Origin of the sequence: Klebsiella sp. K5-45 (assembly GCF_030128605.1) — a bacterium.
GTDB classification, from domain to species: Bacteria; Pseudomonadota; Gammaproteobacteria; order Enterobacterales; family Enterobacteriaceae; genus Klebsiella; species Klebsiella quasipneumoniae.
In genome coordinates, this window is the sequence record NZ_JAKUZW010000012.1 from 29885 (window position 1) to 47937 (window position 18053).

An 18053-nucleotide genomic window follows, 5' to 3' on the forward strand; every position below is an offset into this window, starting at 1 on the left:
CAGGTGAAGAAAATAACCTCGACCTTTCCTGTACAAGAGGACTACTGGTGATCTACAAATCCATTGCTGACCGCCTGCGGCTACGGCTGAATTCTGCCGACTTCGCCATCGGCAGCCCGCTGCCGGGAGAGAAAAAACTGGCCGAGGAGTTCGGGGTGGCGCGCATGACCATCCGCAAAGCCATCGACCTGCTGGTGGACTGGGGGCTGGTGGTCCGTCGTCACGGCTCAGGGACCTACGTGGCGCGCAAAGACGTCCATCATGAAACCAGCAATCTCACCGGCCTGGCGGAAGTGCTGCGCAAACAGGGTAAAGAGGTGGTGAGTCAGGTGCTGGCCTTCGAGGTGATGCCCGCCCCGCCGGCCATCGCCAGTCTGCTGCGGATTAAAATTGATGAACGGATCTACTTCTCACGGCGGGTGCGCTTCGTCGACGGCAAGCCACTGATGCTGGAGGATAGCTATATGCCGGTGAAGCTGTTCCGCAACCTGTCGCTGAGTCATCTGGAAGGGTCGAAATTTGATTATATTGAGAAGGAGTGCGGGATCATCATCAGCGGGAACTATGAAACGCTGACGCCGGTGCTGGCGGACAAGCAGCTGGCGCGCTCAATGAACGTCCCGGAGCAGACGCCGCTGCTGCGTATTACCTCCCTTTCCTACAGCGACAGCGGCGAGTTTCTTAACTATTCGGTCATGTTCCGCAACGCCAGCGAGTATCAGGTGGACTACCATCTGCGCCGCGTCCAGACGCACAGCCAGCTAGCTCAGCCCCCAGAACAGCACGGCGAGTAGCTGCGGGGTGATAATCCGCAGAAACATCACCAGCGGATAGACGGTAGCGTAAGAGAGCGCCGCCGCGCCGCTGGTGGCGTGCAGATTGTTGGCGAAGGCCAGCGCCGGCGGGTCGGTCATCGAGCCGGCCAGCATGCCGCACAGCGTCAGATAGTTCATGTTCGCCAGCATGCGCGCGAGAATGCCTACCGTCAGCAGCGGGATGGCGGTGATGAAAATGCCGTAAGCGATCCAGCTCAGGCCATCGCCCTGGGTCAGGGTCGCCACAAAGTCGCCCCCCGATTTTAGCCCGACCACCGCCAGAAACAGCACGATCCCCAGCTCGCGCAGCGCCAGGTTGGCGCTCGGCGGCATAAACCAGTACAGCTTGCCGATGCTACCGATGCGCCCGAGAATCAGCGCCATAATCAGCGGCCCCCCGGCCAGCCCCAGCTTCAGGGCGGCGGGGAAGCCGGGAATAAACAACGGGATAGAACCCAGCAGTACCCCGAGGCCGATGCCGATAAATACCGGCAGCATCTGAACCTGCTGCAGCTTCTGCTGGGCGTTACCCAGCTCGGCGGCCACGGCGTCAATCGCCTCCGGACGGCCGACCAGGTTGAGGATATCGCCAAACTGCAGGCTGGCGCTGCTGCTGGCCACCAGTTCGACGCCTGCGCGATTAAGCCGGGAGATCACCACGTCATAGCGCTGTTTGACGTGCAGATCGCGTATTTTCTTCCCCAGCACTTTCTCGTTAGTCACCACCACCCGCTCCACCTTCAGGTCGGTGCCGCGCGTTGACAGCGAGGTGGCCACCTCCTGGCCGATCACCAGTTGCGCATTGTGCAGATCCTCCGGCCGCCCCACCAGGTGCAGCAGATCGCCGGCCTGGATAAGGGTTCCCGGCGCAGGCACCATCAGCAGCTCACCGCGCTTCAGCCGCGAACAGACGATATTGTCGCTGTTGAGCATCGGCACATCCTGAATCGCCATCTGGTGGAGGTTGGGGTTCTCCACCCGCACGTTGATGGTGTGCAAATGGGCATGGCCGTTGCCGCTGCTCTCCTCAAACTGCTGGGCCTCTTTCTCGACATTGATGCGAAAGAACAGGCGCACCAGCCACATGGTCAGCAGAATGCCGCAGATGCCGAACGGATACGCCATCGCGTAGCTCATCCCCATCTGATCGACCACCTCGAACGGCACCCCGAGATCGCGCAGGATTTGCTGCCCGGCCCCCAGCGCCGGCGTGTTGGTCACCGCGCCGGAGAAGATGCCAAGCACCACCGGGAGAGGAATATTGAACAGCTTATGCAGCACCGCGGTGACCAGGCCGCCGAGAATCACGATCAGGATAGCGAACAGATTGAGCCGCAGGCCTGAGACCCGCAGCGAGGCGAAAAAGCCCGGTCCCACCTGGATACCGATGGTGTAGACAAACAGGATCAAGCCGAATTCCTGAATAAAATGCAGCATCGGGCTGCTGAGGGCGACGCCCGCCTGATCGACAAAGTGACCGACGATAATGCCGCCAAATAACACGCCGCCAATACCAAAGCCAACGCCGCGGATTTTGACATTGCCGATCCACAACCCAACCACCGCCACCAGCGCCAGTACGCTGACCGTCAATGCTATCTCACTCATGGTACCGTCCCTGTGAATAACATTATTATTAACAGGGATTATGACCGCGACCAGGCGGGTTGTATGCTGCCTGGCGCACAATACCAGCAAACAGACAGGCACAAAAAAGCCCCGAAAATCGGGGCTTTATAAGTTTTTCGCTTAATTAACTATTTAACGCCGGTCGTTCGCTGATGGCGATACGCTGCGGGGCGATCTGCTCAGGCTCATTGCGGGTCAGATCGATATGCAGCAGACCGTTGGTGAAGGTCGCGCCAGAGACCTCCATGTTGTCAGCGAGGGTAAAGCTCAGGCTGAAGGCCTGGCTCACCAGCCCCTGGTGCAGCCAGGTGGTCTCTTTTTCCGGCTGCTGCGGCGTGCCTTTTACCACCAGACGGGTGCCTTCCAGTTGAATATCCAGATCTTCCTGACGGAAACCGGCCAGCGCAAGGGTGATGCGGTAGTGGTTATCGTCGCTTTTTTCGATGTTATAGGGCGGGAAGCTCTGGCTTTCACCGGCGGTTTGCAGGGCGCTGGCCAGTTTGTCAAAACCGATCCATTGACGCAGCAGGGGGGATAAATCGTAGTTACGCATACTGTTTTCTCCTTCTAAGAAGCGAGTGAATGTCTGCGAATTGCGTGAATTCGCATCTGCTCCCTGACGGCGAGCAGGTTGTTACATCAGGCCGCCTTGCGGCCTGAGAGAGACAATTAGTTGATTTCGATACGGCGCGGCTTGTTCGCTTCCGGGATCACCCGTTCCAGATCGATATAAAGCAGACCGTTTACCAGGTTGGCGCCGCGGACATGAATGTTTTCCGCTAGCTGGAATTTGCGCTCGAAGTTGCGCTCGGCGATCCCCTGATACAGGTAGGTCCGCTCTTTCTGCTCGGCAGCGTGGGCGCCTTTGACGATCAGCAGATTGTCCTGGGCGGTGATCTCCAGTTCGCTTTCAGCAAAGCCGGCCACCGCGATGGCGATGCGATAGTGGTTTTCGTCTACCAGCTCGACGTTATACGGAGGGTAGCCGCCATTGCTCTGGCTTTGATTGTTTTCCAGCAGGTTAAACAGGCGGTCGAAACCAATGGCTGAACGATAAAGCGGGGAGAGATCGAAGTTACGCATAATAAATAGCTCCTGAAAATCAGCGAGAATCAAATGACCTTCCATCGTGGACAGGCCGCGGTAATCCGGAATACCCCTCAGGCGTATTCTCAGCGGGTTACACCTATAAAATGGGTTTCTCCCCGTCCTTTTCAAGGGATTCGGGGCGTTTTTTTTTGCAGTTTGCCGATGATTGCTTAGACTGGGGGGAGGAGCACAAAAAGCAAAGTGCGATGCCCGCCACAGTGCGGCGCAATAACGCTATGCATTCACGGGATGGCCCGATATAACCCAACAAGGTTATCTCAACGCCCGAAACGACGATGGAAGAACAATGAAAAGCAGACGACTGTTAAAGCTGGTCCTGTTCAGCGGGATAATAAGCCTGAGCGGTTGCTCCAGCGTAATGTCACATACCGGTGGCAAAGAGGGAACCTATCCGGGCACGCGATCCAGTGCGCAAACGCTGGGGGACAGCAATACCAACTGGGGTGTGAAATCGCTGGTGGCGCTGGACATGCCGTTCACCGCCGTCATGGATACCCTGCTGCTGCCGTGGGATATGTTCCGCACCGACAGCTCAATCAAATCTCGGGTCGAAAAGAGCGAGAAGGCCACGCTGGCGACCAACTCGGTGATCCCGCCAGCGCCGATGCCTGCCCAGTAAGTTATCGCCCGGTCTGCGTAACCCACAGCTGACGATAACCGTCCACCTCCTCCATCCAGGCAATCTGTTTACCGTCTGGCGAAAAGACGATCGCGTCCGCCGAGGGCGCATGAGCATGCGCCTCGGTTAAAAAGGTGATATCGCCTGTGCCGGCATGACAGCAGGCAATCCGCCCCTCCAGTACAAAGCCCAGCCACTCTCCCGACGGATGCCAGTTAAACGCCGACTGGATACCCGACGCGTGATGCGTCAACTGCCGCGGCTCGCCCCCCCGCGGGGAAATAAGCCATAGCTGCACTACGCCGGCGTCGTCGCGCATCAGAAAGGCTATCGCCGTCGCCTGCGTATTGGCGCGCACCCAGTGGCGCGGAACGTTCACCAGCCCCGGGTAGCGGCGATGGTGGGTGAAGGTCAAACGACGCTGACTGATGCCCGCCGGCGGCGCCGGCATCGTGCTTGCGGTGCCCGCCAGCGGCGCCCCGCCGGGCTGCTTCCAGCCGGCTTCATCCTGCGGCAGCTCGACAATAAACAGCTCCGGGACTTTGTCGCCGTTTTCCGCCAGCGTATCGCCAATAAACGCCAGCGCATGGTTCCCGACCCAGCCCTCTTCATAGGCGCGATTAATCTCATCGCTGCCCGGCGCGGGAGTCGGCGTCGTGCGGCTCACCAGCACGCACCAGTGGCTGCCGCCGTATTCGCGCGGATGGTGGCCCGGCGGCGTCACGGGTCCATACGGCGCCGCCACGCCGACGTTACGCAGATCCAACGCCGGGTCGCGCTCGTGCAGCACATGATCGTTGTAGGTAAAACTGACCAGTTGGCCGTTGGGGCTATAGACATGGACGTGGCTGCCGCCGCGCAGCGCCCCGGGGGTGTAAGGGGCGGTAATGTCCATGGCGTCCAGATTCTCGACGGTATCCTGAAAGGCCACCACCCCGCGACGGTGATGAAAATCATACTGCCACTGTGCATCCGGCCGCTCGGGGCCATGAATAAACACATAGCGATCCTGGGTTGGATGCACGGTCACCACGCCGACGTGCGCGCCTTGCGTGGCACGATAAATGGTCTCCACCGCGCCGCTGTTTACGTTCACTCGCTCTATGGTCTCGCCGGTGAACGACGCGCCGGACGGGCGGACGTCGTACACCAGCCACTGGCTGTCGGGGGTCCAGGTGCGGGTGTTGGTGAGCTGGTGGTTGCGAGGAGCAAAGGTAACTTGTTTCATGGTGTGCTGACCGGGCCGATATGAGAGTAGCCTTAGCATACCGCAATCCGCACCGGGTTGAATGCCCGGCGACGAGCTTAAAACGCTTCGCCGACCTGGAAGTAAAAGCCGCTGCTGCCTTTGCCGATACCGTAGTCGAGGCGAACGTTAACGCGAGGTTTGAATTCAAAGCGGTAGCCAACGCCCGCCGAAGGCAGCCAGCGGCCATTATTCAGCGACGACAGTGAAGGCCCCATGGTTCCCGCCCCGGCCCAGGCGACAATCCCGTGCCGCCAGGTGAGCTGCCGGCGATATTCCAGCTGACCGCTGACGACGTTTTTATCCCGGTAGCGCCCCTGGTAGTAGCCGCGCATCCGTTCATCGCTGCCCAGCAGCGGCATCATGCTCCACGGTACCTCGCCCTGGGTGAAGGCGCCATCGGCCTCCCAGGCGAGGACGCTCTTCTCGCTGAGGGCATGATAATGGCTGTAGTGCAGCTGAAATTCTTCAAAGCGGGTATCGCTGCCTAAGCCGGGCGCATAGTGGGTGTAACGGAAGTTGGCATACTGACCCCGGCGCGGATTGGGGACGAAGTCGCGATCGTCCCAGTTGAGCGCGACGCTGGCACCCGAGCTGAATACCGACGGTCCCTGCGGGGTATTTTCAATTTTCGGCAGATCGTTATGGTCCATCTTATCGGCATTCTGCGCCGCCAGCGACCATCCAGCGCCGAGATAAACATTGTCGATGAGCTGCCGGTAGACCGTCGGGCGCAGGGTCAGCACCTGGGCGGTATATTTCTCTTTTTCGTTGTCTTTATCGCCGGCATGAAAGCCTTGTCCCCAGAAGTACGTCGGGGTGTTGGCCATTGAACCATCAACAAAAATTCGCCATCGGTCGTGGTCAAAAAAAGCGTAGTTTTTCACGCTAAGGCCAAAGGCGCCGGTGGAGCTGGCGTAGCCGCTGAGCGTCAGCGTGGAATTCTGGCTGGTGGTATCCTGCGGATCGGGACGGTAGAGACCGACGACGGCAGTGCCGATGCCCAGCCCCAGCTCCGGCGTATAAAACGGACCGGGCATCATGCCCCAGTCAATGCCTTTGCTGGCGTCGAACTTATCGCTGGCGCCGAGATGCTGCAGCCAGCCGTCGATTTGCTCGCGGCTGATGGCCTTGGCCTGGACCGGCGCGCATAGCGCGCATGTCAGAAGCAACAGAACAGGGTTAAGCGGTCGGCTCAAAAGCGATACTCACCGGAGATAAAGAAGCTGTTACGTTCGGCAAAACCAAACTCCGTGGTGATGTTAAAATTCTGCGTCAGCTCATACTGTGCGCCCACCAGCACGTTCCACGGCGACTGCAGATGCTGCTTCACATCGAAGCGACCGTTATTGTCCTGGTTGGCCAGGTTGACCATGTTTTGCAGCAGCGGCGACGGCATCGAGAGATCGTTAAGGCTGCCCTTAAACTCCTGCTGCACGTCCTGATACATGCTGCCGACCCACAGGTTCAGCTTACCGGCGGGGAGATGTAGCGCATCGACCGAAGGCGTAATGAAACGATAGCCTACGCGCGGCGAAAAGGTAAACGCATCAATGCTGCCGTCGAGGATATCAAAGCGGGTCTGGGTGTAGTTAGCGTCCAGCACCGTAAACCAGTTGCCGACGCCGCCCACCAGCGTGGTGCCCATCCCATAGGTGGTACCTTTAAAATCGAGGCGAAAGTCGAGGTCCTGCATCCCGGGCATGGGCACCACTTTGCCGTTCGGTCCCTTCAGGCCGACGGCAATCTGCGAAATGGAGTGTCCCTCGGTGTGCCCCACCAGGCCATAAACATTCATAAACGGCAGCAGCCAGGCATCCAGCTTGAGCGTCTCGGTTTTGCTGCTTTCCCGCGTATGACCGACGCCAATCTGGAAGGCGTTGTCCAGCGAGACCGGCCCATTAGCGAAAATGTTCTTCACGGCGTGTTTGCAAACAGGATCCTTACCGCAATCGATATTGCGGCCGTCCAGCGACAGGCCGGTGAAGCTAATGCTGTCGACATTAATATTCTGCCGCATATCCATATAGTTAATGCTGACGCCAAACGGCAGCGGCAGGACGTAGCCACGTTTTCTGGCCTCGTCGCCTAGAAAAGGCAATATCGGCGCCGATTCCGCTGTCTCAGCCTCGGTGTCGGCCGGCGCCGGCAGATCCGCAGGCTCGGCGCCGTGATAGGCGTACGCCGGCTCAAGCGGCGTCGTTGGTTCCGCGGCCGCGCAAATCTGAACAGAGGCGAATGGCAGCGTAACCAACATCAAATAATGGCGTTTATTCATGAAAAATCTGATGTTAGTTCTGAATTGCAAAAAAAGAGGGCGGGTAGCTTATAGAATCCCCTGTGCGGAATAAGGGATTTAAATGCGGATTAACATCTGTTCATGAAAAAAGAGAAGACAGGCCCGAAGAACGCCGGGCCTGAAGGAAGCTTAAGCTAAAACGTATTTTTCAATAGCGAAGGCGACGCCATCATCGAGGTTCGATTTGGTAATGAAGTTCGCCGCCTCTTTAACCGCCGGAATGGCGTTATCCATCGCCACGCCGACGCCGGCAAATTCTATCATCGCGATATCATTTTCCTGATCGCCAATCGCCATAATCTCTTCCGGTTTGATACCCAGCGCATCGGCCAGCGACTTCACGCCGGTGCCTTTATTGACGCGTTTATCCAGTATTTCGAGGAAGTAAGGCGCGCTTTTCAGCACGGTGTACTTCTCTTTCACTTCCGCCGGGATACGGGCGATGGCCTGGTCGAGGATCGCCGGCTCATCGATCATCATGACTTTCAGCAGCTGGATCTCAGGGTCCATCTTTTCCGCTTCGCAGAACACCAGCGGGATGGTCGCCACATAGGATTCATGCACGGTGTAGTAGCTGATATCGCGGTTTGCGGTATACAGCGTATTGCGATCAAGCGCGTGGAAGTGGGAGCCGACCTCGCGGGAAAGCTGTTCGAGGAAGCGATAGTCGTCATAGCTCAACGCGGTTTGCGCCACGGTGCTGCCGTCCCCGGCTTTTTGCACCAGCGCGCCATTGTAGGTAATGCAGTAATCACCCGGCTGCTCCATATGCAGCTCTTTCAGATAGCTGTGAACGCCGGCGTAAGGGCGGCCGGTGGTCAGCACCACGTTGACGCCGCGCTCACGCGCCGCGGCAATGGCGGCTTTCACCGCAGGAGAGATGGTATGGTCTGGCAGCAGCAGCGTGCCGTCCATATCGATTGCAATCAGTTTAATAGCCATAGGATCCCCGGGTAAGATGAGTCTTCCCTCATGCTAACGCGATTCCGCTCAAAAAACAGTAAAAGTGTCGGCCAGAAAGGGGGATGGAACCGCAGCAGAGGATTCCCCTTTTACTGGCAAAAAAAGCCCGGTCGCGCCATGCGACCGGGCTCAGACATTCCGTTACCCCGGGCAGGAACACACGGCTTAGATATCGATATTCGCCGCTTTCAGGGCGTTTTCTTCGATAAAGGCGCGACGTGGTTCAACCGCATCACCCATCAGGGTGGTGAACAGCTGATCGGCAGCAATGGCATCCTTGACGGTGACGCGCAGCATGCGGCGGCTGTCCGGATCCATGGTGGTCTCCCACAGCTGATCCGGGTTCATCTCGCCCAGACCTTTATAGCGCTGGATAGAGAGGCCGCGACGGGACTCTTTCACCAGCCAGTCCAGAGCCTGCTCGAAGCTGGCCACCGGCTGACGACGTTCGCCGCGCTCGATGTAAGCATCTTCTTCCATCAGGCCGCGCAGTTTCTCACCCAGGGTACAGATACGGCGATATTCCGGCCCCATAATGAACTCATTATCCAGCGGATAGTCGGTGTCCACGCCGTGGGTACGAACGCGAATAACCGGTTCAAAATGCTGCAGCTCTTTGTTCTCGTGGAGATCAAATTTCCACTGGCTGCCGTGCTGCTCTTTCTCATTCAGCTCGGATACCAGCGTGTTCACCCAGCGGGTCACCTTCTGTTCGTCAGCCAGATCGGTCTCGGTCAGGGTCGGCTGATAGATAAGCTCTTTCAGCAGCGCTTTCGGGAAGCGGCGCTCCATGCGGCCAATCATTTTCTGGGTGGCGTTAAACTCGGCAACCAGTTTTTCCAGCGGTTCGCCCGCCAGCGCCGGCGCATTGGCGTTAGTATGCAGGGTCGCACCGTCAAGAGCGATAGCGATCTGATACTGATCCATCGCTTCGTCGTCTTTAATGTACTGTTCCTGTTTGCCTTTCTTCACTTTGTACAGCGGCGGCTGGGCAATATAGACGTGGCCGCGCTCGACGATCTCCGGCATCTGACGATAGAAGAAGGTCAACAGCAGGGTACGAATGTGCGAGCCGTCGACGTCCGCATCGGTCATGATGATGATGCTGTGATAGCGCAGTTTGTCCGGGTTGTACTCATCGCGCCCGATGCCGCAGCCCAGAGCGGTGATCAGCGTGGCCACTTCCTGGGAAGAGAGCATTTTATCGAAGCGGGCTTTCTCAACGTTGAGGATTTTACCCTTCAGCGGCAGGATCGCCTGATTCTTGCGGTTACGCCCCTGCTTCGCAGAGCCGCCCGCGGAGTCCCCTTCCACCAGGTACAGTTCGGAGAGCGCCGGGTCGCGTTCCTGGCAGTCCGCCAGTTTGCCCGGCAGGCCAGCCAGATCCAGCGCGCCTTTACGGCGGGTCATCTCACGGGCACGACGTGCGGCTTCGCGCGCGCGCGCGGCGTCAATAATTTTGCCGACCACGATTTTCGCATCGGACGGGTTTTCCAGCAGGTATTCGCTCAGCAGTTCGTTCATCTGCTGCTCAACCGCCGATTTCACCTCGGAGGAGACCAGCTTGTCTTTGGTCTGCGAGGAGAATTTCGGATCCGGCACTTTCACCGATACCACGGCGATCAGGCCTTCACGGGCGTCGTCGCCGGTGGCGCTGACTTTCGCTTTTTTACTGTAGCCCTCTTTGTCCATGTAGGCGTTGAGGGTACGGGTCATCGCCGCGCGGAAGCCGGCAAGGTGAGTACCACCGTCACGCTGCGGAATGTTGTTGGTAAAGCAGTAAATGTTTTCCTGGAAGCCATCGTTCCACTGCAGGGCCACTTCCACACCGATACCGTCTTTTTCCGTAGAGAAATAGAAGATATTCGGATGGATCGGCGTTTTGTTCTTGTTGAGATACTCAACGAACGCCTTGATGCCGCCTTCGTAGTGGAAATGATCTTCTTTGCCGTCGCGCTTATCGCGCAGGCGGATAGAGACCCCGGAGTTCAGGAACGACAGTTCGCGCAGGCGTTTCGCCAGGATATCGTATTCAAACTCGGTGACGTTGGTGAAGGTTTCCAGGCTCGGCCAGAAACGCACCATGGTGCCGGTTTTATCGGTCTCGCCGGTCACGGCCAGCGGCGCCTGCGGCACACCGTGCTCATACATTTGTTTGTGCACTTTGTTATCGCGCTGGATAACCAGCTCCAGCTTCTGCGACAGGGCGTTAACCACCGAGACGCCCACGCCGTGCAGGCCGCCGGAGACTTTATAGGAGTTATCGTCAAATTTACCGCCAGCGTGCAGGACGGTCATGATAACTTCCGCTGCGGAGACGCCCTCTTCCGGGTGAATGCCGGTCGGGATGCCGCGGCCGTCATCCTGGACGGAGACGGAGTTATCGCTGTGGATGGTCACCACGATATCTTTGCAGTAACCCGCGAGCGCTTCGTCGATAGCGTTATCCACAACCTCGAATACCATGTGGTGCAGACCGGTGCCGTCATCCGTGTCGCCGATATACATACCCGGGCGCTTACGCACCGCATCCAGCCCTTTCAGGACTTTGATACTGGAGGAGTCATAAGAATTCGACATCAACGTTTCTCGCTCATTTAATCTTGGGTTAATCCGTTATTTTACCTTTTTCCACGCGGAACATCTTCGAATTTTTGTCCGACATGTCCATAACGTGCTCAGCGCTGATCGCGCTGACGAAAACCTGTGACTGCGTCGCTTTCAGTCGACTGGATAACAGACCGCGGCGGGCATCATCGAGTTCCGAGGCAAAATCATCTATCAGGTACAGGCAGCGCCGCCCGCTGACGCGGGTGAGGAACTCGCCCTGCGCCAGACGCAGGGCGCACATCAGCAGCTTAAGCTGCCCGCGCGACAAGGTATCTTCCACCGGCGCCCCGTCGGCACGAATACGGAAATCCGCTTTATGTGGGCCGTGGGCGGTATAGGTTAACATTCTGTCGCGCTCGAAATTCCGCTCCAGCACTTCAGCGTAGTCGGTCTCTTTTTCCCAGCCGCGCTGGAAGGAGAAAGAGAGCGAGAATTCCGGTAAAAATTGCTGACAGGTATCCGCCATGTCTTCGACGATAGCGGCGCTGTATTCGGCACGCCAGCGGCTGATCTGCTCCGCCAGCGGGATTAATTCCAGATCCCATGGCCGCAGTTGGGCATAGCGGCTGACCTGACGCAGCGCGGCGTTGCGCTGCTTGACCAGGCGCTTCAGGTTGCTCCAGGCGGTGAAGAATCCGGCTTCGTTATGAAAGCATCCCCAGTCAAGGAATGCTCTTCTGTATTTGGGGCCGCCGTTGAGTAAAGTAAACCCCTCCGGCGTAATCAGCTGCATCGGCATCAGGTGCGCCAGCTCCGCCACTTTGTGTCCGTCGGTGCCGTCGATACGCACCTTGCTGTCGCCCTGTTTGTCTTTGGTCAGGCCGATGGCGGTTTCCCGCTCTTCGCCCTGTAAACGCCCGTGCAGAACAAACGCATCCTGCTCGTGGCGGATCACCCGGCCAATTTGCAAACTGCGAAACGCCCGGCCGTGGCCAAGCGTGTAAATGGCTTCCAGCACGCTGGTTTTGCCGCTGCCGTTGGCGCCAACCAGGAAGTTAAAGCCGGGAGATAAAGCGAGATCCGCATGTTCAATATTGCGGAAGTCTTTGATCAGGAGTCGGGATAGCGACATATCAGCTCGTCATCATTCAAGGGGCGTGGGTGTCGCAGCCAGTTCGTCTACCGCCAGCGCGCAGAAAGCGGAGCGTACACGAAGTACGTGAGCATTTCGAGCACTGCCGGAAGGCGAAATGGCAAGTAAACCAGCCCCTTTGCAGATTCTACAATCGCATAGGCATGACAACGTAGGCGGCGGATTGCGAAGCCGCATCCTCAATCTGCACGCTCGACACCGAATCCGTCAGCAGAATCCGTACATTCTCGCACTTCAGCGCGTTCAGCACATCCAGCACGTAGCTAACGTTGAAGCCAATCTCCATCTCCGTTCCGGCGTAGGTCACGTCCAGAATCTCTTCCGCTTCTTCCTGCTCCGGGTTATTGGCGGTGATTTTCAGCTGATTTTCGCTCACGTACAGCCGCACGCCGCGGAATTTCTCATTGGAGAGAATCGCCGCGCGGGCAAAAGCCTGCTTCAGAATATCGCAGCCCGCTTCGAGGTGTTTATCCGGATTTTTCGGCAATACGCGGCGATAATCCGGGAAACGGCCATCAACCAGCTTCGAAGTGAAGATAAAATCGCCGACGTGGGCGCGGATGTTATTGCTGCCAATCTGCACGCGCAGCGGCGTATCACCGCCGTCGAGCATCCGCATCAGCTCAATCACTCCTTTACGCGGCACGATCACCGAATGGTTCGGCAGCGACGCTTCCAGCGGCATCGAACAGACCGCCAGACGGTGGCCGTCGGTAGCAACGGTGCGCAGTTCGCTGCCTTCGGTTTCGAACAGCATACCGTTTAAGTAGTAACGAACATCCTGGTGCGCCATCGAGAACTGGGTCGCTTCGATCAGACGCTTCATGGTCGCCTGCGGCAGGGTAAATTCCACCTCGCTCTGCCAGTCGTCAAGATTCGGGAAATCGGCAGCGGGCAGGGTCGACAGCGAGAAGCGGCTGCGGCCGGAACGCACCAGCATGCGATCGCCTTCCAGCTGCACCGCGATCTCCGCGCCTTCCGGCAGGCCGCGGCAGATATCAAAGAATTTACGCGCCGGAACGGTGGTGGCGCCCGCTTCGTGCGGCTGAACCAGCGCCACGCGCGCCACCATCTCCATTTCAAGATCGGTACCGGTCAGCGACAGCGCGCCGTCCGCGACCTGAAGCAGCAGGTTACCGAGAATGGGCAGCGTCGGACGACCACCTAACGGACCGCTCACCTGTTGCAGCGGTTTTAATAAATGTTCACGTTCTACGGTAAATTTCATAGCGTCACGAGGATAATGTTCTGATTAAATTGGAAAAATCTTCTTTAATGTCGTGGCTTTCTTCACGCAGCTGCTCAATCTTGCGGCAGGCGTGCAGCACGGTGGTATGGTCGCGGCCGCCAAACGCATCGCCGATTTCCGGCAGGCTGTGGTTGGTCAGCTCTTTGGCCAGCGCCATCGCCATCTGGCGAGGACGCGCCACCGAACGGGAGCGGCGTTTGGACAGCAGATCCGCTACCTTAATCTTGTAGTACTCCGCCACCGTCTTTTGAATATTGTCGATGGTGACCAGTTTTTCCTGCAGCGCCAGCAAATCGCGCAGCGCTTCGCGCACGAAATCGATGGTGATCGCCCGGCCGGTGAAGTTGGCGTTGGCGATAACGCGGTTCAGCGCCCCCTCCAGCTCACGCACGTTTGAGCGCAGACGCTTGGCAATAAAGAACGCTACTTCACCCGGCAGGCGGATATCGTTCTCATCGGCTTTTTTCATCAGGATCGCGACGCGGGTTTCCAGCTCCGGCGGCTCGATCGCCACCGTCAGCCCCCAGCCGAAGCGGGATTTCAGACGATCTTCAACGCCGTTGATCTCTTTGGGATAACGATCCGAGGTCAAAATGATCTGCTGATTACCCTCCAGCAGGGCATTGAAGGTATGGAAAAACTCTTCCTGGGATCGCTCTTTATTGGCGAAGAACTGAATGTCATCGATCAGCAGGGCGTCAACGGATCGGTAGTAGCGCTTAAACTCTTCGATGGCGTTGTTCTGCAGCGCTTTAACCATGTCCTGAACGAAACGCTCCGAGTGCATATAGACCACTTTGGCGTTCGGTTTACGCGCCACGATACCGTTCCCCACCGCGTGCAGCAGGTGGGTTTTGCCCAGACCCGTCCCGCCATAAAGGAACAGGGGGTTGTAGGCGCCGCCCGGGTTATCCGCCACCTGACGCGCCGCCGCGCGGGCCAGCTGGTTAGATTTACCTTCGACGAAGTTATCAAACGTGTGTTTCACGTTAACGTTAGAACGGTAGGTCGGCTCCGCTGGCGCCGGGACATTATCCCAGCCAGGGCGCACGATCGTCGGCGCCACGCGCGCGGTCTGCACCTGCGCCGCCGGGATAGTCGCTGCGGCCGGGCTTACCGCTCCTTTCTGCAGCGAGCTGGTGGGCTTAGCGCCCACCTCAAAACGCAGCTGCGGGGCGTCCGCACCGCAAAAATCATTGAGGAGTCCATTGATATTATTGAGGTATTTGTCCCTTACCCAGTCGAGCACAAAACGGTTTGGCGCATACAGTGCCAGCGTGTTATCGCTCAGTTCCGCCTGCAATGGGCGGATCCACATGCTGAATTCTGTGGCTGGTAACTCATCCTGCAATCGGGCAAGACACTGCTGCCAAAGCGAAAGTGACACGGCGGACTCCACTCGAACATAAAATCGATATCAAAGAAAAACTGAAACAATCGTGATTGTTGGCACACGTCGACAAGACCCTGCATTAGCCGAAAAGCCCCTGCACAAAAGGGGTGACGTGCGAACCGCTATCTGCGGTTATTTCCCGCTGCGGATCCGGGGATCGCGATCGGGACCGGGGATCATAGCCTAAACTGAGAAAGAGATCTTGTGTTTCTCAACAGATTCTTCCCGATTTATCCACAGGAAGGATCGAAACCGGGTAAGTGTAATCGATCCTGGAAGGAGTGAAGCACGATTTCCGCCGCATATTGGAAAAATTAATGAGCTATGCCGCTTTTGGGCGCAAACGATCTAACAAAGATCCTTCAGGATCCTTGCGCTTTACTGGCCAGGCCGTATAATCCCCCACCCGGCGCGTAATGCCCGTTTTCGTCACACGTCTCAGCTTATTTTTTGTGCGACGAGGTGCGAGAAATAAGGAAAGAGAATTGACTCCGGAGTGTACAATTATTACAATCCGGCCTCTTTAATCACCCACGCTGAGGCGTAAGTCGTTCGAAGTTCGTTCGGGTCTACGCAAAAGTCAGTGAATTTATTCAAGTTTAGGTAGAAATCGCCATGAAACGCACTTTTCAACCGTCTGTACTGAAGCGCAACCGTTCTCACGGCTTCCGTGCTCGTATGGCTACTAAAAATGGTCGTCAGGTTCTGGCACGTCGTCGTGCTAAAGGCCGCGCTCGTCTGACCGTTTCCAAGTAATAAAGCTAACCCTGCGTGGTTAAGCTCGCATTTCCCAGGGAGTTACGCTTGTTAACTCCCAGTCATTTCACTTTCGTCTTCCAGCAGCCACAACGGGCTGGCACGCCGCAAATCACCATCCTCGGCCGCCTGAATTCGCTGGGGCATCCCCGCATCGGTCTCACCGTCGCCAAGAAAAACGTGAAACGCGCACATGAACGCAATCGGATTAAACGTCTGACGCGTGAAAGTTTTCGTTTGCGTCAACATGAACTCCCACCTATGGATTTCGTGGTGGTGGCGAAAAGAGGGGTTGCCGACCTCGATAACCGTGCTCTCTCGGAAGCGTTGGAAAAATTATGGCGCCGCCATTGTCGCCTGGCTCGCGGGTCCTGATCGGCCTGATTCGAGTTTATCAGCGCCTGATTAGTCCGCTACTCGGGCCGCATTGTCGTTTCACCCCAACCTGTTCTCAATACGGAATTGAGGCCTTACGCAGGTTTGGAGTGATAAAAGGCAGTTGGTTGACGATGAAACGCGTATTAAAATGCCACCCTTTACACCCTGGTGGTGACGATCCCGTCCCGCCTGGACCATTTGATACCAGAGAACACTAACGATGGATTCGCAACGCAATCTTCTTATCATCGCTTTGTTGTTCGTGTCTTTCATGATCTGGCAAGCCTGGGAGCAGGACAAAAATCCGCAACCCCAGCAGCAGACCACGCAGACTACGACCACAGCAGCGGGTAGCGCCGCCGACCAGGGCGTACCGGCCAGTGGCCAGGGGAAACTGATTACGGTTAAAACTGATGTGCTTGATCTGACCATCAACACCCGCGGTGGTGATGTTGAGCAAGCGCTGCTTCCGGCTTACCCGAAAGCGCTGAAATCGACTGAACCGTTCCAGTTACTGGAAACCACGCCACAGTTTATCTACCAGGCGCAGAGCGGTTTAACCGGCCGTGATGGCCCGGATAACCCGGCTAACGGCCCGCGTCCGCTGTATAACGCTGATAAAGATGCGTTTGTGCTGGCTGATGGCCAGAACGAAATCGTTATTCCGCTGACCTATACCGACAAAGCCGGCAACGTCTTCACCAAGACCTTCACCCTGAAACGCGGTGATTATGCGGTGAACGTGGGTTATAGCGTGCAGAACGCCAGCGAGAAACCGCTGGAAGTCTCGACCTTCGGTCAGCTGAAGCAGACCGCTGCGCTGCCGTCCAGTCGCGATACGCAGGCCGGCGGCCTGTCCACGATGCACACTTTCCGTGGCGCAGCGTTCTCCACCGCGGATTCGAAATACGAAAAATACAAATTCGACACCATCCTGGACAATGAAAACCTGAACGTCAGCACCAAAAACGGTTGGGTTGCCATGCTGCAGCAGTACTTCACCACCGCGTGGGTGCCGCAGAATAACGGGACGAATAACTTCTACACCGCCAACCTCGGCAACGGCATTGTCGCTATCGGCTATAAATCTCAGCCGGTACTGGTGCAGCCTGGTCAAACCGACAAACTGCAGAGCACGCTGTGGGTCGGCCCGGCGATTCAGGACAAAATGGCTGCCGTCGCGCCGCACCTGGATCTGACCGTCGACTACGGCTGGCTGTGGTTCATCTCCCAACCGCTGTTCAAGCTGCTGAAATTCATCCACGGCTTCCTCGGCAACTGGGGCTTCTCGATCATCGTCATCACCTTTATCGTTCGTGGCATCATGTACCCGCTGACCAAAGCGCAGTACACCTCCATGGCGAAGATGCGTATGCTGCAGCCGAAGATTCAGGCCATGCGCGAGCGTCTGGGCGACGATAAACAACGTCAAAGCCAGGAGATGATGGCGCTGTATAAAGCGGAGAAAGTGAACCCGCTGGGCGGCTGCTTCCCGCTGATTATTCAGATGCCGATCTTCCTTGCGCTGTACTACATGCTGAGCGCCTCGGTTGAACTGCGTCATGCGCCGTTTATCCTGTGGATCCACGACCTGTCTGCTCAGGACCCGTACTACATCCTGCCGATCATCATGGGCGCGACGATGTTCTTCATCCAGAAGATGTCGCCGACCACCGTGACTGACCCGATGCAGCAGAAGATCATGACCTTTATGCCGGTCATCTTCACGGTGTTCTTCCTGTGGTTCCCGTCTGGCCTGGTGGTGTACTACATCGTCAGCAACCTGGTGACCATTATTCAGCAGCAGCTGATTTACCGTGGTCTGGAGAAGCGTGGCCTGCATAGCCGCGAGAAGAAGAAATCCTGATACTCTTCATTCTTCAAGGCAACGCA

17 protein-coding genes and 1 other annotated feature are annotated in these 18053 nt (G+C 57.2%); of the genes, 6 read left to right on the forward strand and 11 right to left on the reverse strand.

Annotation, left to right across the window (positions count from 1 at the left end; translation table 11 throughout):
* Nucleotides 1-47 precede the first annotated feature (47 nt).
* The gene (locus MKS11_RS22500) at nucleotides 48-794 is read left to right on the forward strand and encodes a GntR family transcriptional regulator (RefSeq protein WP_284109702.1); all 747 of its coding nucleotides are present in this window, start codon (nucleotides 48-50) and stop codon (nucleotides 792-794) included.
* Here MKS11_RS22500 and MKS11_RS22505 read toward each other — a convergent pair.
* The 3 genes from MKS11_RS22505 to ibpA form a co-directional block, all read right to left on the reverse strand.
* Nucleotides 762-2423: a putative transporter gene (locus tag MKS11_RS22505; RefSeq protein ID WP_004202271.1), complete on the reverse strand. Its 1662-nt coding sequence runs from the start codon at nucleotides 2421-2423 to the stop codon at nucleotides 762-764. The genes MKS11_RS22500 and MKS11_RS22505 overlap by 33 nt on opposite strands.
* 145 nt (nucleotides 2424-2568) lie before the next feature.
* Nucleotides 2569-2997, reverse strand: coding sequence for a small heat shock chaperone IbpB (gene ibpB / locus MKS11_RS22510; RefSeq protein WP_004145074.1), 429 nt, complete (start codon nucleotides 2995-2997; stop codon nucleotides 2569-2571).
* A 116-nt stretch (nucleotides 2998-3113) separates the two neighbouring features.
* The gene (gene ibpA, locus MKS11_RS22515) at nucleotides 3114-3527 is read right to left on the reverse strand and encodes a small heat shock chaperone IbpA (protein ID WP_004151523.1); all 414 of its coding nucleotides are present in this window, start codon (nucleotides 3525-3527) and stop codon (nucleotides 3114-3116) included.
* Nucleotides 3521-3596, reverse strand: a sequence feature (ROSE (Repression Of Heat Shock gene Expression) occurs in the 5'-region of heat shock genes and acts as an RNA thermometer to modulate expression.). (Overlaps the previous gene by 7 nt.)
* A 244-nt stretch (nucleotides 3597-3840) precedes the next feature.
* Here ibpA and MKS11_RS22520 point away from each other — a divergent pair.
* Nucleotides 3841-4173 (forward strand): YceK/YidQ family lipoprotein, encoded by a 333-nt coding sequence (locus MKS11_RS22520; protein ID WP_004202272.1) that lies wholly within the window; start codon nucleotides 3841-3843, stop codon nucleotides 4171-4173.
* A 1-nt stretch (nucleotide 4174) separates the two neighbouring features.
* Here MKS11_RS22520 and MKS11_RS22525 read toward each other — a convergent pair whose 3' ends face one another.
* The 8 genes from MKS11_RS22525 to dnaA all read right to left on the reverse strand — a co-directional run bounded on the left by MKS11_RS22525 (nucleotide 4175) and on the right by dnaA (nucleotide 15020).
* Complete coding sequence (locus MKS11_RS22525; protein WP_064187994.1) at nucleotides 4175-5401, reverse strand: DUF3748 domain-containing protein; 1227 nt, start codon at nucleotides 5399-5401, stop codon at nucleotides 4175-4177.
* 77 nt (nucleotides 5402-5478) lie between these two features.
* The gene (locus MKS11_RS22530; RefSeq protein ID WP_162869295.1) at nucleotides 5479-6594 is read right to left on the reverse strand and encodes a BamA/TamA family outer membrane protein; all 1116 of its coding nucleotides are present in this window, start codon (nucleotides 6592-6594) and stop codon (nucleotides 5479-5481) included.
* 20 nt (nucleotides 6595-6614) lie between these two features.
* A complete protein-coding gene (locus MKS11_RS22535; RefSeq protein WP_074194613.1) occupies nucleotides 6615-7697 on the reverse strand; it encodes a hypothetical protein in 1083 nt (360 codons plus the stop codon).
* 150 nt (nucleotides 7698-7847) lie between these two features.
* Nucleotides 7848-8660 (reverse strand): sugar-phosphatase, encoded by an 813-nt coding sequence (gene yidA / locus MKS11_RS22540; protein ID WP_004202280.1) that lies wholly within the window; start codon nucleotides 8658-8660, stop codon nucleotides 7848-7850.
* 186 nt (nucleotides 8661-8846) lie between these two features.
* Nucleotides 8847-11261: a DNA topoisomerase (ATP-hydrolyzing) subunit B gene (gyrB, locus tag MKS11_RS22545; RefSeq protein WP_060656538.1), complete on the reverse strand. Its 2415-nt coding sequence runs from the start codon at nucleotides 11259-11261 to the stop codon at nucleotides 8847-8849.
* Nucleotides 11262-11289: 28 nt separating this feature from the next.
* Entirely contained in the window at nucleotides 11290-12363 is a 1074-nt protein-coding gene (gene recF / locus MKS11_RS22550; RefSeq protein ID WP_004202283.1) for a DNA replication/repair protein RecF, read from the reverse strand.
* Between the two features lie 148 nt (nucleotides 12364-12511).
* Nucleotides 12512-13612: a DNA polymerase III subunit beta gene (gene dnaN, locus MKS11_RS22555; protein WP_004145090.1), complete on the reverse strand. Its 1101-nt coding sequence runs from the start codon at nucleotides 13610-13612 to the stop codon at nucleotides 12512-12514.
* A 4-nt stretch (nucleotides 13613-13616) separates the two neighbouring features.
* Nucleotides 13617-15020 (reverse strand): chromosomal replication initiator protein DnaA, encoded by a 1404-nt coding sequence (dnaA, locus tag MKS11_RS22560; RefSeq protein ID WP_004202285.1) that lies wholly within the window; start codon nucleotides 15018-15020, stop codon nucleotides 13617-13619.
* Between the two features lie 621 nt (nucleotides 15021-15641).
* On the opposite strand from dnaA, the gene rpmH reads away from it, so the two are divergent.
* The 4 genes from rpmH to yidC are packed head-to-tail and all read left to right on the forward strand — an operon-like array spanning nucleotide 15642 to nucleotide 18027.
* A complete protein-coding gene (gene rpmH, locus MKS11_RS22565) occupies nucleotides 15642-15782 on the forward strand; it encodes a 50S ribosomal protein L34 (RefSeq protein WP_000831330.1) in 141 nt (46 codons plus the stop codon).
* A 15-nt stretch (nucleotides 15783-15797) separates the two neighbouring features.
* Entirely contained in the window at nucleotides 15798-16157 is a 360-nt protein-coding gene (gene rnpA, locus MKS11_RS22570; protein ID WP_004151535.1) for a ribonuclease P protein component, read from the forward strand.
* Nucleotides 16121-16378 (forward strand): membrane protein insertion efficiency factor YidD, encoded by a 258-nt coding sequence (gene yidD, locus MKS11_RS22575; protein ID WP_004151536.1) that lies wholly within the window; start codon nucleotides 16121-16123, stop codon nucleotides 16376-16378. Before rnpA ends, yidD begins: the two co-directional genes overlap by 37 nt.
* A 2-nt stretch (nucleotides 16379-16380) precedes the next feature.
* Nucleotides 16381-18027: a membrane protein insertase YidC gene (yidC, locus tag MKS11_RS22580; protein ID WP_087771382.1), complete on the forward strand. Its 1647-nt coding sequence runs from the start codon at nucleotides 16381-16383 to the stop codon at nucleotides 18025-18027.
* The last annotated feature ends 26 nt before the right edge of the window (nucleotides 18028-18053 follow it).